This window comes from Catenuloplanes niger (genome assembly GCF_031458255.1).
Lineage (GTDB): Bacteria > Actinomycetota > Actinomycetes > Mycobacteriales > Micromonosporaceae > Catenuloplanes > Catenuloplanes niger.
The window spans coordinates 6,040,356-6,061,738 of the sequence record NZ_JAVDYC010000001.1; the positions used below are offsets into that span (position 1 = coordinate 6,040,356).

At 71.1% G+C, this 21,383-nt stretch carries 18 protein-coding genes; 11 read left to right on the plus strand and 7 right to left on the minus strand.

The genetic code is table 11. The features are described from left to right. Positions 1–881: 881 nt before the first annotated feature. Together J2S44_RS26885 and J2S44_RS26890 are read right to left on the minus strand one after the other, a co-directional pair. Positions 882–1,916, minus strand: a complete 1,035-nt coding sequence (locus J2S44_RS26885; protein WP_310419581.1) for a FecCD family ABC transporter permease — start codon at positions 1,914–1,916, stop codon at positions 882–884. Next, entirely contained in the window at positions 1,913–2,902 is a 990-nt protein-coding gene (locus J2S44_RS26890; protein ID WP_310419583.1) for a FecCD family ABC transporter permease, read from the minus strand. Before J2S44_RS26890 ends, J2S44_RS26885 begins: the two co-directional genes overlap by 4 nt. A 65-nt stretch (positions 2,903–2,967) precedes the next feature. On the opposite strand from J2S44_RS26890, the gene J2S44_RS26895 reads away from it, so the two are divergent. The 4 genes from J2S44_RS26895 (at position 2,968) to J2S44_RS26910 (ending at position 9,671) form a co-directional block, all read left to right on the plus strand. Next, entirely contained in the window at positions 2,968–4,011 is a 1,044-nt protein-coding gene (locus tag J2S44_RS26895; RefSeq protein ID WP_310419586.1) for an ABC transporter substrate-binding protein, read from the plus strand. A 62-nt stretch (positions 4,012–4,073) separates the two neighbouring features. Continuing rightward, the gene (locus tag J2S44_RS26900; protein WP_310419589.1) at positions 4,074–4,352 is read left to right on the plus strand and encodes an isoamylase early set domain-containing protein; all 279 of its coding nucleotides are present in this window, start codon (positions 4,074–4,076) and stop codon (positions 4,350–4,352) included. A gap of 76 nt (positions 4,353–4,428) precedes the next feature. After that, positions 4,429–5,430: a glucose-6-phosphate dehydrogenase (coenzyme-F420) gene (gene fgd / locus J2S44_RS26905; protein ID WP_310419592.1), complete on the plus strand. Its 1,002-nt coding sequence runs from the start codon at positions 4,429–4,431 to the stop codon at positions 5,428–5,430. 2,912 nt (positions 5,431–8,342) lie between these two features. Further along, positions 8,343–9,671, plus strand: coding sequence for a putative bifunctional diguanylate cyclase/phosphodiesterase (locus J2S44_RS26910; protein WP_310419596.1), 1,329 nt, complete (start codon positions 8,343–8,345; stop codon positions 9,669–9,671). On the opposite strand, the gene msrB is transcribed toward J2S44_RS26910, so the two are convergent. Further along, on the minus strand, positions 9,668–10,075 hold the full coding sequence (msrB, locus tag J2S44_RS26915) for a peptide-methionine (R)-S-oxide reductase MsrB (protein ID WP_310419599.1): 408 nt from the start codon (positions 10,073–10,075) through the stop codon (positions 9,668–9,670). The two genes, J2S44_RS26910 and msrB, sit on opposite strands and share 4 nt — an antisense overlap. 184 nt (positions 10,076–10,259) lie before the next feature. Here msrB and J2S44_RS26920 point away from each other — a divergent pair, with 184 nt between their 5' ends. The 3 genes from J2S44_RS26920 (at position 10,260) to J2S44_RS26930 (ending at position 12,580) form a co-directional block, all read left to right on the plus strand. Further along, entirely contained in the window at positions 10,260–10,892 is a 633-nt protein-coding gene (locus J2S44_RS26920) for a hypothetical protein (protein WP_310419602.1), read from the plus strand. A gap of 58 nt (positions 10,893–10,950) precedes the next feature. After that, positions 10,951–11,970, plus strand: a complete 1,020-nt coding sequence (gene ligD, locus J2S44_RS26925) for a non-homologous end-joining DNA ligase (protein WP_310419605.1) — start codon at positions 10,951–10,953, stop codon at positions 11,968–11,970. A 262-nt stretch (positions 11,971–12,232) separates the two neighbouring features. Continuing rightward, positions 12,233–12,580: a hypothetical protein gene (locus J2S44_RS26930; protein WP_310419607.1), complete on the plus strand. Its 348-nt coding sequence runs from the start codon at positions 12,233–12,235 to the stop codon at positions 12,578–12,580. 463 nt (positions 12,581–13,043) lie between these two features. On the opposite strand, the gene J2S44_RS26935 is transcribed toward J2S44_RS26930, so the two are convergent. Continuing rightward, positions 13,044–13,385: a hypothetical protein gene (locus J2S44_RS26935; RefSeq protein WP_310419610.1), complete on the minus strand. Its 342-nt coding sequence runs from the start codon at positions 13,383–13,385 to the stop codon at positions 13,044–13,046. 124 nt (positions 13,386–13,509) lie between these two features. Here J2S44_RS26935 and J2S44_RS26940 point away from each other — a divergent pair, with 124 nt between their 5' ends. Together J2S44_RS26940 and J2S44_RS26945 are read left to right on the plus strand one after the other, a co-directional pair. Further along, on the plus strand, positions 13,510–14,232 hold the full coding sequence (locus tag J2S44_RS26940) for a CGNR zinc finger domain-containing protein (protein WP_310419613.1): 723 nt from the start codon (positions 13,510–13,512) through the stop codon (positions 14,230–14,232). 35 nt (positions 14,233–14,267) lie between these two features. Then, positions 14,268–14,711, plus strand: coding sequence for a potassium channel family protein (locus J2S44_RS26945; RefSeq protein WP_310419616.1), 444 nt, complete (start codon positions 14,268–14,270; stop codon positions 14,709–14,711). Here J2S44_RS26945 and J2S44_RS26950 read toward each other — a convergent pair. Next, entirely contained in the window at positions 14,662–16,227 is a 1,566-nt protein-coding gene (locus tag J2S44_RS26950) for an alpha/beta hydrolase (RefSeq protein ID WP_374727911.1), read from the minus strand. The genes J2S44_RS26945 and J2S44_RS26950 overlap by 50 nt on opposite strands. A gap of 93 nt (positions 16,228–16,320) precedes the next feature. On the opposite strand from J2S44_RS26950, the gene J2S44_RS26955 reads away from it, so the two are divergent. Both J2S44_RS26955 and J2S44_RS26960 read left to right on the plus strand, forming a co-directional pair. Then, positions 16,321–17,244 carry an AEC family transporter gene (locus tag J2S44_RS26955; protein ID WP_310419619.1) on the plus strand — a complete coding sequence of 308 codons (924 nt, stop codon included), beginning with the start codon at positions 16,321–16,323 and terminating at the stop codon, positions 17,242–17,244. 71 nt (positions 17,245–17,315) lie between these two features. Further along, positions 17,316–18,140, plus strand: coding sequence for a hypothetical protein (locus tag J2S44_RS26960; protein WP_310419622.1), 825 nt, complete (start codon positions 17,316–17,318; stop codon positions 18,138–18,140). A 33-nt stretch (positions 18,141–18,173) separates the two neighbouring features. Here J2S44_RS26960 and J2S44_RS26965 read toward each other — a convergent pair whose 3' ends face one another. Both J2S44_RS26965 and J2S44_RS26970 read right to left on the minus strand, forming a co-directional pair. Further along, on the minus strand, positions 18,174–19,247 hold the full coding sequence (locus J2S44_RS26965; RefSeq protein WP_310419625.1) for an ATP-dependent DNA ligase: 1,074 nt from the start codon (positions 19,245–19,247) through the stop codon (positions 18,174–18,176). 473 nt (positions 19,248–19,720) lie between these two features. Beyond that, positions 19,721–21,001 (minus strand): IS256 family transposase, encoded by a 1,281-nt coding sequence (locus tag J2S44_RS26970; RefSeq protein WP_310407910.1) that lies wholly within the window; start codon positions 20,999–21,001, stop codon positions 19,721–19,723. Positions 21,002–21,383 lie beyond the last annotated feature (382 nt).

Sequence of the window (21,383 nt, forward strand, 5' to 3'; positions counted from 1 at the left end):
CATTGGATTTGCAGATTTATTGCGGCAAATCCGGACAAGCGACTCCGGCCGGTGCGCGATTGGTTCGAGCTGCGCCCGGTTCGGTCCGGTTTCAGCCTAGCGCCCGCCGGCGGCCTTTTGCAGTTGATGCGCGTCGATATGTGCAGAGCTGGCACGATGCGATGACTCTCCGCACGGATTTCGCCGACTCCGGACCGCCGCATCGCGTCCCCGACCCCGCGGAACCACCCGCGCGGTACGCGGACGGCCGGCGCCGATCGCGCAGCGGCGGAACCGGTCGCATGGCGTTCGGGCGGGGCGGCTGGAACCGCCCGCGCGGTATGCGGGTGGCGGTTCCGACAGTGCAGCGGCGGAACCGCTCGCGTGGTGTTCGGGCAGGAGCGGCCGGAACCGCCCGCGCGGTATGCGGGTGGGCGGCGTCGATCGTGCGGCGGCCGGAACCATCCGCGCGGCATTCGCCGGGAGCGGCCGGAACCGCCCACGCGGTATGCGGGTGGGCGGCGTCGATCGTGCAGCGGCGGAACCGGCCGCGTGGTGTTCGGGCGGGAGCGGTGGGAACCACCCGCGTGGCTTGAGGACGGCCGGCGCCGATCGCGCAGCGGCGGAACCGGCTGCGTGGTGTTCGGGCGGGGGCGGTGGGAACCATCCGCGTGGCTTGCGGACGGGCGGAGCCGATCGCGCAGCGGTGGAACCGACCGCGTGGTCTTCGGGCGAGACCACCGGGAACCGGCCGCTTGGCATCCGGCCGGGAATCGCCCGGGATCGTGCAGCGGTTCGAATCGTTCGCGGGGCATCCGCACGGGCGGGCGGATTTCGCGGCGGGCGGGCTCCCGTCGCCGTGGCGGAGGCCGCGGGAGCGACCGCCACGGCGACGGGACCGTTCAGGCCCGGCGGCTGCGGCGTTGGACGATGAGCAGCGCCACCAGGTAGACGCCGCCGATCACGCTGGTCACGATGCCGACCGGCAGCTGGACGGGCAGCGCGTGCTGGGCCGCGAAGTCGGACGCGACCGTGAGCAGCGCGCCCATCATGGCCGCGGGCAACACGTTCGGGCCGGGGTGCCGGGTGAGGCGGCGGGCCAGGTGCGGCCCGGCGAGTGCCACGAACGGGATCGGGCCGGCCATCGAGATGGCGGCCGCGACCAGGCCGATCGAGGCGAGCAGCGGTACCAGCCGGGTGGCGAGTACGCCGACGCCGAGCGCGGTGGCGGTGTCGTCGCCGAGCTCCAGCATGGACATCCGGCGGTTGAAGGCCAGGACCAACGGTACGAGTACGGCGACCGCGATCGCCAGCAGCGTCACGTGTTCCCAGTTGCGTCCGGAGAGGTTGCCGACCTGCCAGGCGATCGCGCGCTGGGCGTCGCCGAGGATGGCGCGGGTGAGCAGGTATCCGTTGACGGCCATCAGCACGGTGGAGATGCCGACGCCGACCAGCACCAGGCGATATCCGTTCAGTCCGTGCCGGCCGACCAGCAGCAGGATGACCAGCGCGGTGACGAAGCCGCCGACGACCGCGCCGATCGACGTGCCGACCGTACCGCTCGCGGTGAGCAGGATCGCCGCGATGCCGCCGGTGGCCGCGCCCATCGAGAAGCCGATCATGTCGGGGCTGCCCAGCGGGTTGCGGCTGAGGCTCTGCATGACCGCGCCGGCCACGCCGAGCCCGGCACCGGCCAGGATCGCGACCAGCAGGCGCGGCAGCCGCAGCGTGTTGACCACGAACTCGGCGGCCGGCGGCGCCTGCCCGACGACGGCGGTCACCACGTCGCCGACCGGCACCGCGAAGTCGCCGGTGGTCAGCGTGAACCCGGCCGCGACCAGGAGCGCGACGGCCATGCCCAGAGTGATCAGAAACGATCGCGGGGGTACGGTGCGGAACGCGTTGCCGACCCGGGCCGAGGACGATGTCGTGGTCACAGGTGCACCACCCGGCGCGCGCGGACGATGGCGATGAACACGATCCCCCCGATGACGTCCATGACGATTCCGACCTGCAGCTCGGACGGCCGGGCCAGCACGCGGCCCAGCACGTCCGCGCCGAGCAGCACCACCGGCGCCAGCAGCATGCTGAACGGCAGCACCCATCGTTGATCGGGTCCGGTGAACGACCGGACGATGTGCGGCACCATCAGCCCGACGAACGCGAGCGGCCCGCACGCGGCCGTGGCGGCACCGCACAGCACGGTGACCGCGACCAGGACCAGGACGCGGGTGGTGCCGACGCCGGCGCCGAGCGCGCGGGCGGTGTCGTCGCCGAGCGCGAGCGCGTTCAGGCTGCGCGCCAGGACCAGGCTGAGCAGGATGCCGCCGACGAAGAACGGTGCCAGGCTCCACAGCGTGTCGGTCTCCCGGTTGGCCAGCGAGCCGACCACCCAGAACCGCATCTGGTCGAGCGCGCCCCGGTCCGAGAGCTGCAGCGCCTGCACCACGCCGGCCAGCGCGAACTGCACCGCGATGCCGGCCAGTGCGAGCCGGGCCGGGTTGGTGCCGGCCCGCCCGGCGCTGGCGCCGTAGACGACCAGCATGGCGAGCACCGAGCCGAGGAACGCGAACCAGACGTACCCGGCCGGGGCGGTGATGCCGAAGATCGTGATCGCCAGTACCACGCCGGCCGCGGCGCCGAGGTTGATGCCGAAGATGCCGGGGTCGGCGAGCGGGTTGCGGGTGAGTGACTGCATGAGCGCACCGGACAGGCCGAGCGCCGCACCCGCGACGATCCCGAGCACGGTACGCGGGATGCGCATCTCCCGGACGGTCAGCACGTCGTCCGGGTCACCGCTGCCGCCGAGCGCGTCGAGTACGTCGCCGAGCGGGATGAAGCGGCTGCCGACCGCGATGCTCAGCGCCACCGTGACCAGCAACAACACGACGACGAGCAGGAGGCCGGCAAGGCGTTTTCGCACCGATGACTCCCTGTTGAAAGACCCTGCGTTTCACATTTACTGAGGGAAGGCTAGCCTTACCTCCCATGCGACACGTCCTTGGTGCCCGTACTTCCCGCCGAAGCCTCCTGACCGGAGCGTTCGGCCTCGGCGCGACCGCCGTTCTCGCCGCCTGTGGCGGCTCTGATGACGCCACCCCGTCCGCGTCCGGCAGCGCCGCCGCCGCGGGCCCGTTCACCTACACCGACGGCCGCGGCAAGCAGATCTCGCTGCCGAAGGTGCCCACGAAGATCGTCGCCCAGGTGGGCGCGGCCGCCGCGCTGTGGGACTTCGGCATCCGGCCGATCGGCATCTTCGGCCCGTCCACGAAGGCGGACGGCACCAAGGACCCGCAGGCCGGCAGCGTCGACCTCGCGGCCGTGACGTCCGTGGGCAACGTCTTCGGCGAGTTCAACGTGGAGAAGTACCTGTCGCTCGCGCCGGAACTGCTGGTCAGCTGCATGTACGACCCGAAGCTGCTCTGGTACGTGCCGGAGGAGACCGAGCCGCAGATCGAGCAGATCGCGCCCACGCTCGGCATCCAGCTGACCGAGGTCGCGCTGCCCAAGGCGATCGGCTTCTACGAGGAGTTGGCCGGCAAGCTCGGCGCGGACATCAACACGCCGGAGATCACCGCCGCGAAGGCCGCGTTCAACACCGCGGACGCGGCCCTGAAGACCGCCGCTGCCGCCGCCACCGCCGCCGGGCTGCGCGTCGCCGCGTTCTCCGGGAGCAAGGACACGCTCTACATGTCCATCCCGAAGTACAGCCCGGACCTGTCGCACTACCTCGCGCAGGGCGTGCCGTTGACGGTGCCGACCAAGCCGGACAGCGAGGGCGCCTGGTGGGAGTCGCTGAGCTGGGAGAACGCGGCCAAGTACCCGGTCGACGTGATCCTCTACGACGCGCGGACGCAGGCGCTGCCGAGCGCCGAGCTGATCAAGACTCAGCCGGCCTGGGCGCAGCTCCCGGCCGTCAAGGCGGGCCAGATCGTCGACTGGTACTCGGAGGCGCAGTACAGCTACCAGGGCTACACGCCCGCGCTGACCGAGCTGGCCGCCAAGCTTCCGACGTTCAAGAAGGTCGCCTGATTTCGTACCCCCGTCTGGCTCGTTGATCTTTGAAAGGAAGCGAGCCAGACGGGGGGCCATGCGTGATCAAGCGCAGCAGATTGTTCGGCGGTAAGACCAGGGTCACGTTCTGCCTGCCCGCGGACCACCCCGGCGGTACGGTCAGCGTGGTCGGCTGTTTCAACGGCTGGGAGCCGGGACGCCACGAGCTGGTGCCGCGGCGCGGCGGTATCCGATCCGTGAGCCTTCCGCTCGCCCCCGGCCGTTACCACTTCCGCTACCTCGCGACCGGCGGCGTCTGGCTCGACGACGAGCACGCGGACGCGGTCATCGACGGACTCGGCTGCCGTCTGGATCTGTGACGTTCGCTCCGTGCGTTCCCGGGGAAACCGGAACGTGCGGCAAGATCGAGGCTGACGGCCCGACAAGGAGAGCGCGATGGTGCGGTTCGGATACAAGGCTTCCGCCGAGCAGTTCAGCCCGACGGAACTGCTCGACTTCACGGTCCAGGCGGAGGAGTCCGGTTTCGACTCCGTCTTCATCAGCGACCACCTCCAGCCGTGGCGGCACACGCACGGCCACGCCCCGGCCGCGCTGCCCTGGCTGGGCGCCGCGCTGGCCCGGACCAGCCGCGTCACGATCGGCACCAGCGTGCTGACGCCGACGTTCCGCTACCACCCCGCGATGATCGCGCAGGCGTTCGCCACGCTCGGCCTGATCGCACCGGGCCGGGTGATCCTCGGCGTGGGCAGCGGCGAGTCGCTCAACGAGGTCCCGCTCGGCACCGCCTGGCCGGAGCCGAAGGAGCGCTTCGCCCGCCTCAAGGAGGCCGTCACGCTGATCAAGCAGCTGTGGGCCGAGGACCGCGTCGACTTCGAGGGCACGTACTACCGCACCGAGAAGGCCACCGTCTACGACAAGCCGGAGACGCCGGTGCCGCTCTACATCGGCGCGTCCGGCCCGGCCGCGACCAGGATGGCCGGCCGCGTCGCCGACGGTTTCATCACCACCAGCGGCAAGGGCCACGACCTCTACACGGGTACGCTGCTGCCCGCGCTGACCGAGGGCGCCGGCAAGGCCGGCCGTACCCTCGACGACCTGGACCTGATGATCGAGGTCAAGGTCTCCTTCGACCACGACGCCGACCGCGCCCTCAACGACACCCACCACTGGGCCGCCCTCGCACTGTCCTCCGACGAGAAAACCGGCGTCGAGGACCCGATCGAGATGGAACGCCTGGCCGACGCGCTCCCGGTGGAACGCTCCGCGAAGCGCTTCATCGTCTCCACCGACCCGGACGAGCACGTCGCGAAGATCCAGGAATACATCGACATGGGCTTCAAGCACCTGGTCTTCCACGGCCCCGGCCCCGACCAGTCCCGTTTCATCGACGTCTACGGCAAGGAAATCCTCCCGCGCCTGCGCACCAGAAACTCCTGAATCCAGTGGCCCCCGGCGTGGCCAGGCCCTGCGTGATCTCGCGGGCGCCGAGCCACCCGGGGGCGGTTTCAACCGGTGCTCACGGATGTCACGCGCGTAGAGCTTTCGGAGAAGATCCGACTGCAGCGGTCTGTGAGTCGTAGTGCGCTTTCCGGCGTTACGTCAATTGCTTCTCGCGACTCCCTCAGGTTTTCGTGCGTTCTTATTCGGGCGTTGCTGCACTTCGATTATTTTCGCTGGCCGCTGGCCGCTGGCCGCTGGCCGCTGGCCGCTGGCCGCTGGTCTGACGTCGGCGAGCGAAAGAAAGGTCATGACGTAATATCGCTTCGGCTGCGGGGCGGCATCGTTAGTCGATGCTTCGCGGGCGGCCGATATGGACAGCGTTCCGCGCCCGTGTCTTTCTGGCACCGGCTTACGGCGGACCAGACTTTTCGACGGCCGCCGAGTTGTGCGTCGCTGCCGACGGGTGCGAATCCGGAATAATCGATGCCGGCCTGCGCTAGCGCGCGGAGCCGGGCCGGACACCCGGCTGCGTCGCTGTTTGCTGAACTGCTTCGCTGTGGCTGTGGCTGTGGCTGTGGCGGGGCGCGGCTGGTGGCCGGGTCGGCCGGTGATGGTTTCCGGTGCGCGGTGTCGATCGGGAGCAAGAGGCGGTGCGGCATTGCCGTCCGGCAGTCCCGGCTGCGGCGGGCGGTTGGTCACTCGAGGACGCCTGCGGTGGCGCGGGCGCGCGGTCGCGCTATGGGATCTGAGGGAGCGCGGCGGGTGGTAGCGCGACGGCTATTGCGGCGTAACAGGTTCCCGGCCATGAGAAATTTGCGGCGCGACGGGCGCGCGGTCACGTAAGCGCACCTGCGGCGCAGCGGGTGCGTGGCGACGTGCGGCCGCCTGCGGCGCAGCGGGTGCGTGGCGACGTGCGGTCGCCTGCGGCGCAGCAGCCGTGCGGTCATGCGAGAACACCGACGGTCCAGCCGCTTTCACCTGGCCAGCCGTAGGCGCCTGCGGTGCGGCAGGCATCCGGTCGCTCGCAGGCGCCTGTGGTGCGGCAAGCGTCCGATCACCCAAGGAGACCTGTGGTGCGGCTGGCTTCTGGCTGGTCGAAGGTGGCTGTGGTGCTCCAGGCGCGTGGCCGGGCAAGAGCCCCGACGGCGCGGCAGGTGCGTGGCGAACCGAAGGTGGCTGTGGTGCGTCTGGCTTCTGGCTGGTCGAAGGTGGCTGTGGTGCTCCAGGCGCGTGGCCGACCAAGAGCCCCGACGACGCGGCAGGCGCCTGGCGGGCTGAAGGCGGCTGTGGTGCGGCGGCTGCGGGGCTGGCCAAAGGCGCGAGCGGTGCGGCGGCTGCGTGGCGAGCCGAAGGCGGCTGTGATGCGGCAGACGCGTGATCAGCCAAAGGCCCCGGCGGTGCGGTAGACGCGCGGCCAACTGAAGGCGTCTGCAGTGCGGCAGTTATACGGTCGCCCGCAAGTGCCCGCAGCGCGGCAGGCGCACGTTCGCCCGTAGATGTCTGCGGTGCGGCAGGCGCGGGGTCGCCCGCAGGTACCCGCGGCGCAGCAGGCGCACGTTCACCCGTGGGCGCCTGCGGTGCGGCAGGCGCGGGGTCACCCGGTTGTGCCCGCGGTGCAGTGCGCTTGCGGTGGCGGTCCAGTGACGGGTGGCCTGCGGCGCTGTCCACGGCCGCCACCGCCTCGACATAGGTGTAGCCGTGGTCGCGGCGTAGGCGCTCGATATGACCGAGGCGCTTTCCCCAATAGCGACGTCGTTGATGTGCGTGACGGAATTGATCTCGTTCGGCGGAGTAGTTCCGTGACGCGGTCCGGTCCCGCATCGCGGCTGTTTCCGACGACGTGAACAACTGCATCTGACGCATAAGGGAAGCCTTCCACAAGCTCGCGATCATCACAGACCCGAATACTGTTTCCGGCCCCCACGCGATCGTGCACCATTCGCGAGACGGCACCTTCCCGTCTTGGCGCACATACCATCAAAGGACGCGTCACGAGCCCGATAGAATTGTCCAAAAGAAGCGATGCCTCAAAACTGCATGCGGACGCCAATCGTGGTGGTCCTCACGGACGTGCGCCAGCAGCATCCCGGCCCACAGACGCGACCCACAGACGCCACGAGAAGACAGCCGGCCCACGGAACCCCACACCCAGCGAGCCCCGCCATGCACCGGAGCCCGAGACCCGCCGGAGGCAGCCCTGAACAGCAAGCGCACAAGGCAGAGGCCAGCCGCATAACGGGCGCACCCCGCCATGGCCCCGATCGAGATCGCAGCCGCCGAATAGGACTCGCCGGTCCTCAGCATCACCCTCCGCCCCGCTAGGGTTACTCCCACACCTAACGGCGCGTGCTTCGCGACGGTCAAAGGGCACGGTCGGGCGAGCGGCCGTGCCGCCGCACGCGAGGGCCGCCCGACGCCGAGGAGGCCTGCAAGTTGTCGGGATCTCGCACCCCTGGCGTGTTGTCGCCCTCCTTCGGGGACGCATACCACGGCGCCGCGCCCCGCCGCCCCGCTCGCGCGCCCGGACCGCCGACCATGCAGGGGCGCAGCGGATCGGCGAGGCGCGACGGACCCGCCGAGGGCCACGACCTGCCGCACCGCCCGGACTCACGGGCCGCCCTGGTCTGGTGGCACCACCGGAACTCTCGGAGCGCCGTGGACCCGCAGCGTCGCCGGAACTCGCGGAGCGCCGTGGACCTGCAGCGTCGCCGGAACTCTCGGAGCGCCGTGGACCTGCAGCGTCGCCGGAACTCTCGGAGCACCGTGGATCCGCAGCGTGGCCGGAACTCGCGGAGCACCGTGGATCCGCAGCGTGGCCGGAACTCACGGAGCACCGTCCACCTGCAGCGTCGCCGGACCCGGTGGGCACCGGCCGAACGGAGTGAAGCAACCAGAAGGGGCGGGCGCAAGTGGAGCTGGTGACGCAGTTGCGGGAGCGGGTACGCGAGTTGGAGCGGGCCGCGTTCTACGACCACCTGACCGGCCTGCCGAATCGGGCGTACTTCCTGGAGCGGTTGCGGACCGCCATGGCTCGCGGCCGCGTACCCGGCGTGCTGTTCTTTGATCTTGATGGGTTCAAGCGGGTCAACGACGTGCACGGTCATGATGCCGGTGACGAGCTGTTGGTGCGGGTCGCCGCGCGGCTGCGGGACGAGCTCCGCGAGGCGGACGTGGCGGCGCGGTTCGGTGGGGACGAGTTCCTGGTGCTGCTGGACGGTGTGGATCATCCGAGCCGGATGGTGCGGATCGCGAGGCGGATGCAGGCGGCGGTGTCCCGGCCGTACCGGCTGGACGGGGTGCGGGAGGACGTGGTCATCGGCGCGACCGTGGGCGTCTGTGCCGGTGCCGAGGGCTACCCGGACGCGGCCGAGCTGTTGCGTGCCGCGGACGCCGCGATGCTCAGCGGGAAGGCGCGCGGCAAGGGGACGGTGGTCACGTTCACGCTCTGCCCGCGGATGAGCGCCGCGGACCGGCGGCGGGTGGAGCGGGAGCTGTGGGACGGGTTCCACGCGCACCGGTTCGACCTGTACTACCAGCCGATCGTGGATCTGCGGAGCCGGCACACGGTCGCGTTCGAGGCGTTGCTGCGCTGGCGGCACCCGGAGCGTGGCCTGTGGGAGGCGGCGGAGTGGGTGCGGATCGCGGAGGAGGGTGGCGCGCTCGACGCGATCGCGCTGCGCACGATCAGTCAGGTCACCACGCAGGTGGAGATGTGGCGGCGGGCCGGGGAGGCACCGGCCGGCGTGGGGCTGCGGTACAACGTGGGCGCCGGCCAGTTCTGGGACCGGAACCTGCACGAGGACGTGGCCGCCTGCCTGCGCTACCACGGGGTCGACCCGGCGCGGTTCGCGATCGAGGTGACCGAGAGCGTGCTCATGCTGGACCCGGAGGCCGCGGTCGGGGTGCTGGACCGGATGCACGCTATCGGTGTCGAGGTGCACCTGGACGACGTCGGCTCCGGCTGGTCGTCGCTGGAGCCGCTGCCCCGGTTGCCGGTCGACGCGCTGAAGATCGACCGGTCGTGCGTGTCCCGGATGGGGCTGGACGCGGAGGCGGACGACCTGGTCCGTGCGATCGTCGGGCGCGGCCGGGACCTCGGGCTCGGGCTGGTCGCGGAGGGCGTGGAGACGGAGGAGCAGCGCGCGACCCTGCTGGGTCTCGGCTGTGACCTCGGCCAGGGGTTCCTGTTCTCACCCGCGGTGCCGGCCGGCCGGGCCGGCACCGTGATGTCGTTCTAGGCCTTCGGCTCCAGGCGTACCGAGATGGAGTTGACGCAGTGGCGCGTGTTCTTCGCCGTGAAGCCCTCGCCGCGGAACACGTGACCCAGGTGTGAGCCGCAGTTCGCGCACTGGATCTCGGTGCGCAGCATGCCGAGCGACCGGTCCTCGATCTCCACGACCGTGCCCGGGATCGCGTCGTCGAAGGACGGCCAGCCGCAGTGGCTGTCGAACTTGGTGTCGCTGCTGAACAGCTCCGCACCGCAGGCGCGGCAGTGGTAGACGCCCTCGGTCTTGGTGTTGACGTACTCACCGGTCCAGGGCGCCTCGGTGCCGGCCTGCCGCAGGACCCGGAACTCCTGCGGGTTGAGGCGGACCCGCCATTCCTCCTCGGTGGTGGGCAGGGCGCTCTTGTCGATCGTCATGCCTCAACGGTACTTGCGGCCCGGTCGAGCGCCAGTGTCCTCGGACTCACCTGCCCCGTTAGGCGGGGAGTGCGGGTGTTGGTCCGCTTTGCCCCTGGGGGAGCGTAAGATCCAGGAACAAAACGGTCTTTAACTGTAAAAATCAACATGAGCCTCACCAACCACCCTTTGAGGAGAACACAGCGTGACGAGCATGAAGCGGCGCATCATCGCGGCGGCAACGCTGCCGGCCGCCGGATTCACCATGTTCGCGGCGGCGCTCGCGCTGACCGCCCAACCGGCGAGCGCGGCACCGGACGACACCAACGGCATCGCGAACGGCGCCCAGGTGGGCCTCCCGATCAACGCGCCGATCACCGTCTGCGGCATCGCGGCCGGTGTCCTCGGCGACGCCACCGCACAGTGCGCCGCGCCGCGCGTCGCGCCCACCTCGGGCTACGGCGACGAGGGCCCGGACCGCGGCAAGCCGGGCTACGGCACGCCGTCGCCGGGCGGCCCGGGTGCGGAGACGCCGCCGGCCACCCCGGAGGTGCCGGAGACGCCGGAGGCCCCGGAGACGCCCGAGGTGCCGACGCCGACGCCGACCGGCTCCGTGCCGTCCGCCGGCCAGCAGGAGGTCCCGCCGAGCGGCGGCGTCTCCAACGGCTCGCCCGAGGCCCCGGTCCCGACCGGCGGCGTGCAGGGTGAGGAGGGCCAGGGCGAACTGCCGGTCACCGGTCTGCCGCTCGCCGGCCTGGTCGGCGCGGGCGCGCTGGTCACCGCCGGTGGCGCCGCGCTGCTCTACACCGGCCGCCACCGCCGCCGCTTCGAGAGCTGATCCGCTGTTGCCGTCCGGGGGCACCTCCGCGACCCCCGGACGGCGTAAGGTCGCGACCATGGCGTCGAAAGCCGAGGAGATCGAGGTCGCCGGCCGAGCCGTGCGGCTGACCAGCCCCGACAAGGTCTACTTCCCGGACCGCGGATTCACCAAGCGGGACGTCTTCGAGTACTACCTCGCGGTCGGCGACGGCATGCTGCGCGCGTTGCGCGACCGGCCGACGACGCTGCAGCGCTTCCCCGACGGCATCGGCGGGGAGACGTTCTTCCAGAAGCGGGTGCCCACGCGCGGCGTACCGTTGTGGATCCAGACCGCGAAGATCACGTTCCCGAGCGGCCGCCCCGCCGACGAGCTCTGCCCCGCCGACCTGGCCCACGTGGCCTGGGCCGCGCAGATGGGCACGATCGTGTTCCACCCCTGGCCGGTCCGCGGCGCGCACGTGGACGCGCCCGACGAGCTGCGCATCGACCTCGATCCGCAGCCCGGCACCGACTTCGCGGACGCGGTCGAGGTGGCCGGCACGGTGCGCGAGGTGCTCGCCGAGCTCGGCGCGACCGGTTACCCGAAGACCTCCGGCGGCCGCGGCGTCCACGTCTACGTGCGCATCCAGCCGCGCTGGTCGTTCGTCGAGGTCCGGCGCGCCGCGATCGCGTTCGCCCGCGAGGTCGAGTCCCGCCGCCCCGACCTGGCCACCACGAACTGGTGGAAGGAGGAACGCGGCGAGCGGGTCTTCCTCGACTACAACCAGATGGCCCGCGACCGCACCATCGCCTGCGCCTACAGCCTCCGCGCCAACGCCCGCGCCACCGTCTCGACGCCGGTCACCTGGGCCGAGCTGCCCGACGTCGAACCCGACGACTTCGACCTCCGGACCGTCCCGCCCCGCTTCGCCGCGATCGGCGACCCCCACGCGACCATCGACGACGCCGCCTTCGACATCACCCCGCTGCTGGAGTGGGCCGCCCGCGACGACCGCGGCGACCTCCCCTACCCGCCGGAGTACCCGAAGATGCCCGGCGAGCCGATGCGCGTCCAGCCGTCCCGGGCCAGGAGCGCCCAGCAGGACGGCAAACCGTAGAACCAAGGGCTTCATCTTCCCGCTCCCGGCGTGGCCACTCCGGGCATGCTCCCGCGGGCAAACCCCGCGGCGGCCTCCGCCGCCGCTCGGCCGCCGCATCGGAGCCGGTCCCGGCCCGGTCACCGAAGAACGGCACGACCACACCTCCCCACCCGTCCCGCCGGCCACCGCCGTTGGCCACAGCCCGGCGAGCGAGAGGATCCAGAGACAAATTTCTGGGATACAATTCCTCGCACTTGGGATGCGTTGAGTAGGGGAGGGCATGATGACGCTTGCACGGGTGGCCGCGCTTCTCGGCCTGGCCGGTGCAGTGGTGCACCTCGCGCTGACCGGAGCGCACGTGGCCCACGCGCCGCTGATCGCTCTCGGCCTGGTGGCGCTCGCGCTCGTCTGCGTGCCGTGCAGCGTCCGGCTCTGGCGCAGTCCGCACGACCGGAGTGCCTGGCGAGGTGCGCTGGTGGTGGCCGGCGTGATGGTGATGCTGCACCTCGCGATGCGCCCGGACGGCGCCATGCTCGCCGCGGTGCTGACCGTCGCCGCCCTTCAGGCCGCCGTCGGCCTGGCCGCCCTGCGCCGCTCCGCCCGACTGCCCGCCCCGGCCGACGCCTGACGCCCCGCCTTGGCGAGCCGGGCCCACGCAACCCGACAGGTCCACGCAACCCGTCCGGATTCGCGCAACGCCACCGACCCGCGCAACTCCGGCTGGCTGCGCGGCGCCACCGACCCGCGCAACTCCGGCTGGCTACGCGATGCCGCGGGCCCGCGCACATCAATACCGCCGGCCCACGCAGCCAGCCTCGCCGGCCGGCGTCGGCCGCTGCTCCGATTTGCCGGCTGGGATGGTTCAGCGCCCTCCGGCTGGTCGGCGGCGGTGATCACGGGCCGGTGCTCACGGCCAGCGGGGGTGGGACGGTTCGCGCCGTGAGGCCGGTCGATGGGCTGGATGGTTCGCGCCGCGACATCGGCCGGCGGGCGCGAGCGGTCAGTTAACCGGAGGGCTTGCGGCGCCTGTCGTGAAGTGACCGATTCGTTCCGGATGTGGAGCGGGCGAGTCGTCGTGCCCGGCTCCGTCGTCAGGGTCGGGCCGGGCGTGGGGTGTCACCGGCGACGAGGGTGCCAAAGCGGATCAGGGCGCGGCCGGTGGAGCGGCGAAGCGCGCGGCCGGCGGTGTGGCGAAGCGCGCGGCCGGCGGTGTGGCGAAGCGCGCGGCCGGCGGTGTGGCGAAGCGCGCGGTCGGCGGTGTGGCGAAGCGCGCGGCCGCCGATGTGACCGGGGGTGTCGCCGTGGAGGCCGGCGTGGTCGGAGCCGGTGCGCGGGCGACGTGCGGCGGTGGTCGCGAGATGGGTGTGGTGGGCCTCGGCCAGCAGTTCGGCTTGGCGGGCCTTCATCCAGAGTGCGGCGAGCGTGGAGTGCATGGCGGCTCCTTCGGCTACGGCAACCGGCTAAAGCGTTTTGGTGGTTGCAAGCCGACGGTAGTACCGTGCATGTGACCGGTCAAACGCAATTGCCGGTGTTTCAGGATGGTGCGAGGTGGCCCCGGTGCGCGAGAAGATCCCGGACGGGTTGGCGCTGGTCGCCGCGTTCGCCAACACGGTCGACGTGGAGGCGGGCACGGACGAGCTGGCCGACGTCGACGGCCTGCGCCGATGGCTGGCCGCACACGGCCACGACGGCCCGGCCGGCGACGCGGAACTGGCCCACGTGCGTGACTTCCGCGCCGCGCTCCGCGACGAGATCGCGGCCCACCACGACCAGCCCGCCACCACCCCCCACCGCGAGACCGCCACCCGACACGCGGAGGCCGCCAGCCGACACGAGGCCGCCACCCAGCCCGGCGACGGCAAGGCTTCCCAGCCCGCCGCCCACCACGACGGCGCCGCGCCCGCCGCCCAGCGCGACGGCGCCGCGCCCGCCACCCAGCCCGGCGGTGACGTGCGGACGGGGGAGCAGGCCGGTGCGCGGGCGAGGCTGAACGCGCACGCCCGTGGCGTACCCGTGCGCGTCGCTCTTGATCTGGGCGGTGTCCGGCTGGAGGCCGCCGGTGCGTCCGGCGTGGAGTCGCTGCTCGGCGCGCTGCTGGCGGAGTTGCTCCTGGCCGAGCGGGACGGTGTGTGGCGGCGCCTGAAGATCTGTGACGCGGAGACCTGCCGCGAGGCGTTCTACGACTGGTCGAAGAACTCGTCACGGCGATGGTGCTCGATGGGCGTGTGCGGTAACCGCAGCAAGACCCGGGCGTACCGGGTTCGGCGCCGGGAAAGCTGACCCGCGCACCCACCCGGCGGCGTCAGGATGATCGGATGCTGACGTTGTTGCTGGCGCCGTTCCGGCTGGTGTACCGCGGGCTCGTCTATCTCGCGAACTCGCCGCGCACGCTGATGGGCTCCTACCTCGGGCTGATCGTCATCTGCGGCACGCTCTACAGCCACTTCGAGCGGGCGAGCGTCGGCGACTCGATCTGGTGGGCGGTGGTCACCGCGTCCACGGTCGGGTACGGCGACATCTCGCCCGAGTCGTGGCAGGCCCGGGCCATGGCCGCGCTGCTCATCTCGATCATGGTGCTGCTCGTCATCCCGCTGATCACCGCACACTTCGCCAGCAGGCTGATCGTCGACGCGGACGCGTTCCGGCACGAGGAGCAGGAAGAGATCAAGCAGAATCTGCGCGTGGTACGGGCGCTGCTCGAGGCCCGGCTCAACCGGCCGGACAGCGCAGATCCTTCGCCGGAACCGTCAGGTCGATGAGGTACCCGTCGACGGCCTGCGTGATGCAGCGCGTGTTCGGGTACGCCGTGTGGCCCTCGCCCTCCCAGGTCAGCACCTGCCCGGTGCCGAGCATGCCGGCCAGCACCGCGGTCTGCTCGTACGGCGTGGCCGGGTCGCCGACCGTGCCGACCACCACGATCGGCGGTGCGCCCCGCGCGGGCCCGGTCGGGTACGGGTCGCGTGCGCCCGGCCAGAACGCGCAGCCCAGCATGCCCATCGCCAGCGCCGGCCCGAACAGCGGGTACTTCTTCTCCCACTCCTGCTGCAGCGTGCGCACCTGTTCCGGGGTGACCTGCTCCTCGCTGTCCGCGCAGTTCACGGCCAGCAGCGCGTCGGCCTGGTTGTCGTACTCACCCTGGTCGGTGCGGCTGGTGTACGTGTCCGCCAGCTCGAACATCGGGTCCGGGTCGCCGTCGCGCAGTGCGCCGAGCGCCTTGCCGAGCTCGGGCCAGTACAGCTCGGTGTAGAGCGCGGCCACGGCCGAGTAGAAGATCCAGCCGGCCGTCGCCTCCCGGCCGTCCGCGCCGCGCAGCGGGGTCGCCCGGGCCTTGTCCAGCAGCTCGTTCAGCGTGGCGCGGGCGTCCGGCGCGACCGGGCACTGCGCGGCGGTGGCCCGGCACCAGGCGGCGAAGTTGTCGAACGCGCGCTCGAAGCCCTTGGCCTGCGATTCCGAGCCGGCCACCATGCCCTGCTGCGGGTCGACCGCGCCGTCCAGCACCATCGCGCGGATGTTCTGCGGGAACAGCTGGGCGTACGTGGCGCCGAGCAGCGTGCCGTACGAGTAGCCCAGGTAGGTCAGCTTCTCGTCGCCGACCGCGGCCCGGATCGCGTCGATGTCCCGCGCGGCCTGCTCGGTGGAGAAGAGCGGCAGGTCCGCGCCGTACTTCGTGCCGCACTCCGCGCCGATCCGCTGGTTCAGCGCGACGATCTCGTCGAACTCGGCCTGTGTCTCCGGGTCGGGCTCGGAGCCGTAGCTGGCGTCCAGGTCCGCGTCCGAGATGCACTTGACCGGCGAGGACCGGGAGACGCCGCGCGGGTCGAAGCCGATCACGTCGAACCGTTCCAGGATCTCGGTCGGCAGCCCCTGCACCTGCGGGCCGAACGACAGGTACGCCGCGGTGTCGATGCCGGAGCCGCCCGGGCCGCCCGGGTTGATCAGCAGCGAGCCGATCCGGTCCTTCTGCTGGGTGGACCGCACCCGCATCAGCGCGAGCTCGAACGTCTGCCCGTTCGACGCGTCGTTCCAGTCCTTGGGTACCGGGATCGTGGCGCACTCGTACCGCATGCGCGGCGCCTTCTGCCCGTACAGCTGCTGCGGGATCTCGGCGCAGTTGCGCCAGGACAGGTTCGGTGCGCCGCCGCCCCCGGGCTGCTGCTCGCGCGCGCTGTTGTCCCCGCCCGGTGCGAAGACCGGCAGCGAGCAGCCGGACACCGCCAGCATCGTGGCGGCCAGCGCGGCCAGCGCGCGGTGAGGTGTGCGACGCACGGACGGCATCCCTCTCGTCGGGGCGGTTTGGTCGCCTCGAGGTTAGCCGGTCGTGCGGTCCCGGGACTGCCGTGACGGCCGTCACCAGGGATGATCTTAGGAATGGGCGGGGTACTCAGCGGATTCGCCGCGATCTGGGTGATCGCCACGGTGGGTTACCTGCTCGCGCGCGGCCGGGTGCTCGGCGAGGCCGCGCCCGAGGTGCTGGGTCGGCTGGTCTTCTTCGTCGCCACCCCGGCGCTGCTGTTCGTCACGCTGAGTCGCACCAGCCTGGACCGGATCGTCACCGGTGCGCTGCTCGTCTTCGTGGTCGCGACGATCCTGGTCGCGCTGATCCACGCGCTGGTCGCGCGGCTGGTGTGGCGGCGGGGCGCGGGCCGGACCACGATCGGCGCGCTCGGCGCGTCCTATGTGAACGCGGCCAACCTGGGCCTGCCGATCGCGGCGTACGTGCTCGGCGACGTCTCCCTGGTCGTACCGGTGCTGCTGTTCCAGGTCCTGCTCGCGGCGCCGTTCGCGCTGACCGTGCTGGACCTGGCGAGCGGGCAGGGCCGGCCGTCGCTGCGATCGCTCGCGCTGTTGCCGGCCCGCAACCCGATCATGATCGCGTCCGTGGCCGGCATCGCGGTCGCGGCGTCCGGCTGGACCCCACCGGCGCTGCTGCTGGAGCCGTTCGAGCTGGTCGGTGCCGCGGCGGTGCCGGGCGCGCTGCTGGCGTTCGGCATGTCGGTGCCGGGCGCACGGCCGCTGCACCCGGGTCCGGAGGCACCCGACCGTTACCTCGCGGTGTCGCTGAAGGTGGTCGTCCAGCCGGCGCTGGCGTACCTGATCGGACGGTTCCTGTTCGGCCTGGACGACGCCGCGCTGTTCGCGGCCGTGGTGACGTCCGCGCTGCCCGCGGCGCAGAACGTGTTCGTCTTCGCGCTGCGCTACCGGGAGTCCGAGACGCTCGCGCGGGACGTGGTCATGCTGTCCACGCTCGCCTCCGCACTCACCATGATCGTTGCCGCGGTGTTCCTCGCATGACCGGCGACCACCACCACCCGCCGGTACGCCGCGCGGCCGGCCTTGACGGGGATCCGTACCGTCGAACCGCAATGGAATCCGATGACCTCTTCGCCGCACGCGAGGCCGCCTGGGCCCGGATGAGCCCGCGCCCGCCCGAGGACGACGTGCCCGCCTGGATCCGCTACCCGGCGCGCGCGATCGCGCTGGTCTTCGTGGTGCCGGTCCGGTTCGTCTGGGAACTGGTGACGCGCACCGCCCGGCTGATCGGCGCGGCGCTCGGCTGGATCGGCGTCTACCTGCTGTGGCTGCCGGCGCGCTGGGTCTGGCTGCACCTGATCTGGTGGCCGCTGCGCTGGGTGGCACTCCACCTGATCTGGTTCCCGCTGCGCTGGGTGTGGCTGCACCTGGTCTGGTGGCCGCTGCGCTGGGTGTGGCTCAACGCGCTCTGGCCGCCGCTGCGCTGGACCGGGATCAATCTGATCGGCGTGCCGCTGACCTGGCTGGTCGTCCATCTGGTGATCGTGCCGGTCGGCTGGGTCGCGGTCACGCTGGTCTATGAGCCACTGCGCTGGCTCGCCCGCGCCGTACGGCCGGCCGCGGTCGCGGTGCTGCGCGGCATCGAATGGACGTTCGACGCGCTCCGGTGGCTGGTCGAGCGCGCGGTCGTCCGCCCGGCCGGCTGGGTGCTGCGGGTGCTGGCGGACGCGCTGGACTGGGCGTGGCGCCACTCGGTGGTCCCGGTCGCCCGGGGAATCGCCTGGCTGTGGCGGCACACCGTGGTGCCGGTCGCGCGCGGCGTGGCGTGGATCTGGTCGCACACCGTCACCCCGGTCTGGCGGTTCGTCCGCGACGACGTCTGGCGGCCGGTCGCCGACGCGACCCGCGACATGCTGCGCGCGCTGCGCGGCCGTTGACCGCGCGGCCCCTCCCGCGCTCGGCGGTGACGGTCACCGCGGGTGGGTGCCCAGCACGTCCGCCAGGTGGAAGCGGACCGGCCGTTCCAGCTGCTCGTACGTGCACGTCGACGGGTCGCGGTCCGGGCGCCACCGCTCGAACTGGGCGGTGTGCCGGAACCGCACACCCTCCATGTAGTCGTACCGGACCTCGACCACCCGTTCCGGCCGCAGCGGCGTGAACGACAGGTCCTTGCCCGCGTTCCACCGGCTCTGCTCGTTGCGCCGCGGCGTGCGCTCGCCCTGCTCGTGCGCGGCCCAGTTCCACGGATGATCCTCGAACGTGGTGACCAGCGGCTGCAGCTCGTGGAACAGCTCCTGGCGGCGGGCCATCGGGAACGAGCCGATCACGCCGACCGACACCAGCGTGCCCCGCTCGTCGTGCAGCCCGAGCAGCAGCGACCCGATCCGGTCCGGCCCCGACTTGTGCACCCGGTACCCGGCCACCACGCAGTCCGCGGTCCGCTTGTGCTTGATCTTCGTCATCACCCGCTTGTCCGGCTGGTAGGTCAGCTCCGGGCCCTTGGCGATCAGCCCGTCCAGCCCCGCACCCTCGAACTCGGCGAACCAGCGCCGCGCGGTCTCCAGATCGTCCGTTATCGGCGTGACGTGGACCGGCGCCCCGGCGTGCGCCAGCGCCTCCTCCAGCCGCCGCCGACGCTCCGCGAACGGCACCTCGGTCAGGTCCTCGTCGCCGAGCGCCAGCAGGTCGAACGCGACGAAGCTGGCCGGCGTCCCGGTGGACAGCAACGTCACCCGGCTGGCCGCGGGATGGATCCGCTGCTGCAGCGCCTCGAAGTCGAGCGTGTTCCGCTCGGTGTCCGCGACGATTATCTCGCCGTCGATCACCGCCCGCTCCGGGAAGTTCGCCAGCACCGCCTCGACCACCTCCGGGAAGTACCGCGTCATCGGCTTCTCGTTGCGGCTGCCGATCTCCACCTCCGCGCCGTCCCGGAAGATGATCGACCGGAACCCGTCCCACTTCGGTTCGTAGAGCTGCCCGGCCGGGATCTCGCCTATCGGCTTGGCGAGCATCGGCTTGACCGGCGGCAGCAGCGGAAGATCCATGAGCCTATGCATACACCCTGATCACACACAGTTAAAGGGACACGTCGGCACAGATCGCCGCATGCGCGGAACCGGCGTGCACGGCCGCGGCCATCGTGTCCTGGACCGACCACAAACGCCCGTTCCGTCCGCTCTCGTCGCAGACTGCCGCCGCTCATCGACGACGAGACTTCCCGGCCAGATCTTTTCTGCCCGCTTCCGGCGGGCCGGCTCCCGCATGCTCCCGCGGGCACCGGTCGTCGCTGGCGCTCCTCCCTGCCGGTCCCGCCGTGGTCACCACGACCCCGCCCGTTGCTCCCCGCCACCGGTCACCCGGAAAGAGTCTCCCGCCCCGCCCCGAACCCGGCCGTCAACTCGCGACACCGCCGCCCGTCGCGCCCACCCGCCCACCGACCCGGTGCCGCTGGGCGATCAAGTACCGACCGCGTGTCCCGGTAGGGTCCGTACCAAGATCGGTGTTTCCGGCTCTTCGGTCAGTAGGTTTCGGCGGCCGGCCAGCGGTCACCGAAGGTGATGGCGAAGGCGTTCAGCACGGGCTTCCAGCGGATCGTCCATCGTGCGCGGCCGGCCCCGGTCGGGTCCAGGCTGCGGGTCACAAGATACAGGCATTTCAACGCGGCCTGCTCGCTGGGGAAATGCCCGCGTGCGCGAACAGCACGACGGTAGCGGGCGTTCAATGATTCGATCGCGTTCGTCGAACAGATCACCTTCCTGATCTCGACGTCGTAATCGAGGAACGGGATGAACTCATCCCACGCGTTACGCCACAACCGGATCATCGCCCGGTATTTACTCCCCCATTTCTCCTCGAGGTCGTCCAGAGCGGCGAGCGCGGCGTCGGCGTTGACCGCCGTGTAAATCGGTTTGATGTCGCGTTTGATCGCGTCGGCATCCGCCCGGGAGGTCAGACGAAAAGTGTTCCGGATCAGATGAATGATGCAGGTCTGGACGATCGCTTGCGGCCACACCGCCTCGACGGTGTCCGGCAGCCCTTTCAGCCCGTCGCAGACGACGAAGAACACATCCCGCACGCCACGGTTCTTCAGATCCACCAGGACACTCATCCAGAACTTGGCGCCCTCGCCACCGGAGCCGGACCACAACCCCAGGACGTCTTTGTGGCCGTCCACGGTGACCCCGATGGCCGCGTAGACCGGCCGGTTGGCGACCTGGCCGTCACGGACCTTGACGACGATGGCGTCGATGAACACGGCCACGTAAACGGCATCGAGTGGCCGGGTCGACCATTCCGTCATCTCCGCCACGACTTTATCGGTGATCCGCGAGATCGTCTCTTTCGACACCGACGCACCGTAGATCTCCGCAAAATGCGCGGAGATCTCCCCGGTCGTCATTCCCTTCGCATACAACGACAACACGATCTCGTCGACCTCGGTCAGGCGCCGTTGCCGTTTCTTCACGATCTGCGGCTCGAACGTCCCTTCCCGATCTCGCGGCACGTCGATACGCACCTCACCGGCCGCATCCGAGATCACCGTCTTGCCGCGGCTGCCGTTGCGCACATTTGTCGACTCACGCTCCGGCGATGCCTGGTTCTTCGCATGACCGAGGTGTTCAGTCATCTCCTCGTTCAACGCGGTCTCGAGGACATTCTTGGTGAACAGCTTCAACAAGCCGTTCGGACCGGTCAGTTCCAGCCCGCGCGCCTTCGCCTCGGCCACCATCGCCGCCGCAGCGGCCTGCTCCGGCGACAGCTGCCGCCCGTCACCCTCGATCTTCTTCCGTGGACTCACAACGTTCGATGTCATCACTCACGGTGCCCATCCCGCCAGGACTTCAGCCCGGCGTGTCGGGCCGGAAACACCCCTCGTGGCACAGTCCCTCCCGGTACGGCCGCGTGTCCCGGTGCGACCGCGTGCCCGGGTGCGGCCGCATGCCCGGGTGCGGCCGCGCGATCGGGTGCGGCCGCGTGGCTGGGTGTGGCCGCGTGGCTGGGTGCGGCCGTGTGTGAGGGTGCCGCCGCGTGTCTGGGTGCGGCCGCGAGTGACGCTGGGGCGGATGCCGCTGCGCGCTTGAGTGCTGCTGCGTGGTGGGATGCGGCTGCGTGGTGGGGGATGCGGCGGGTGGCGGCTGTCGTCTGGGGCGTGCTGTTCCTGAGTGGTCGACTGCTGCTGG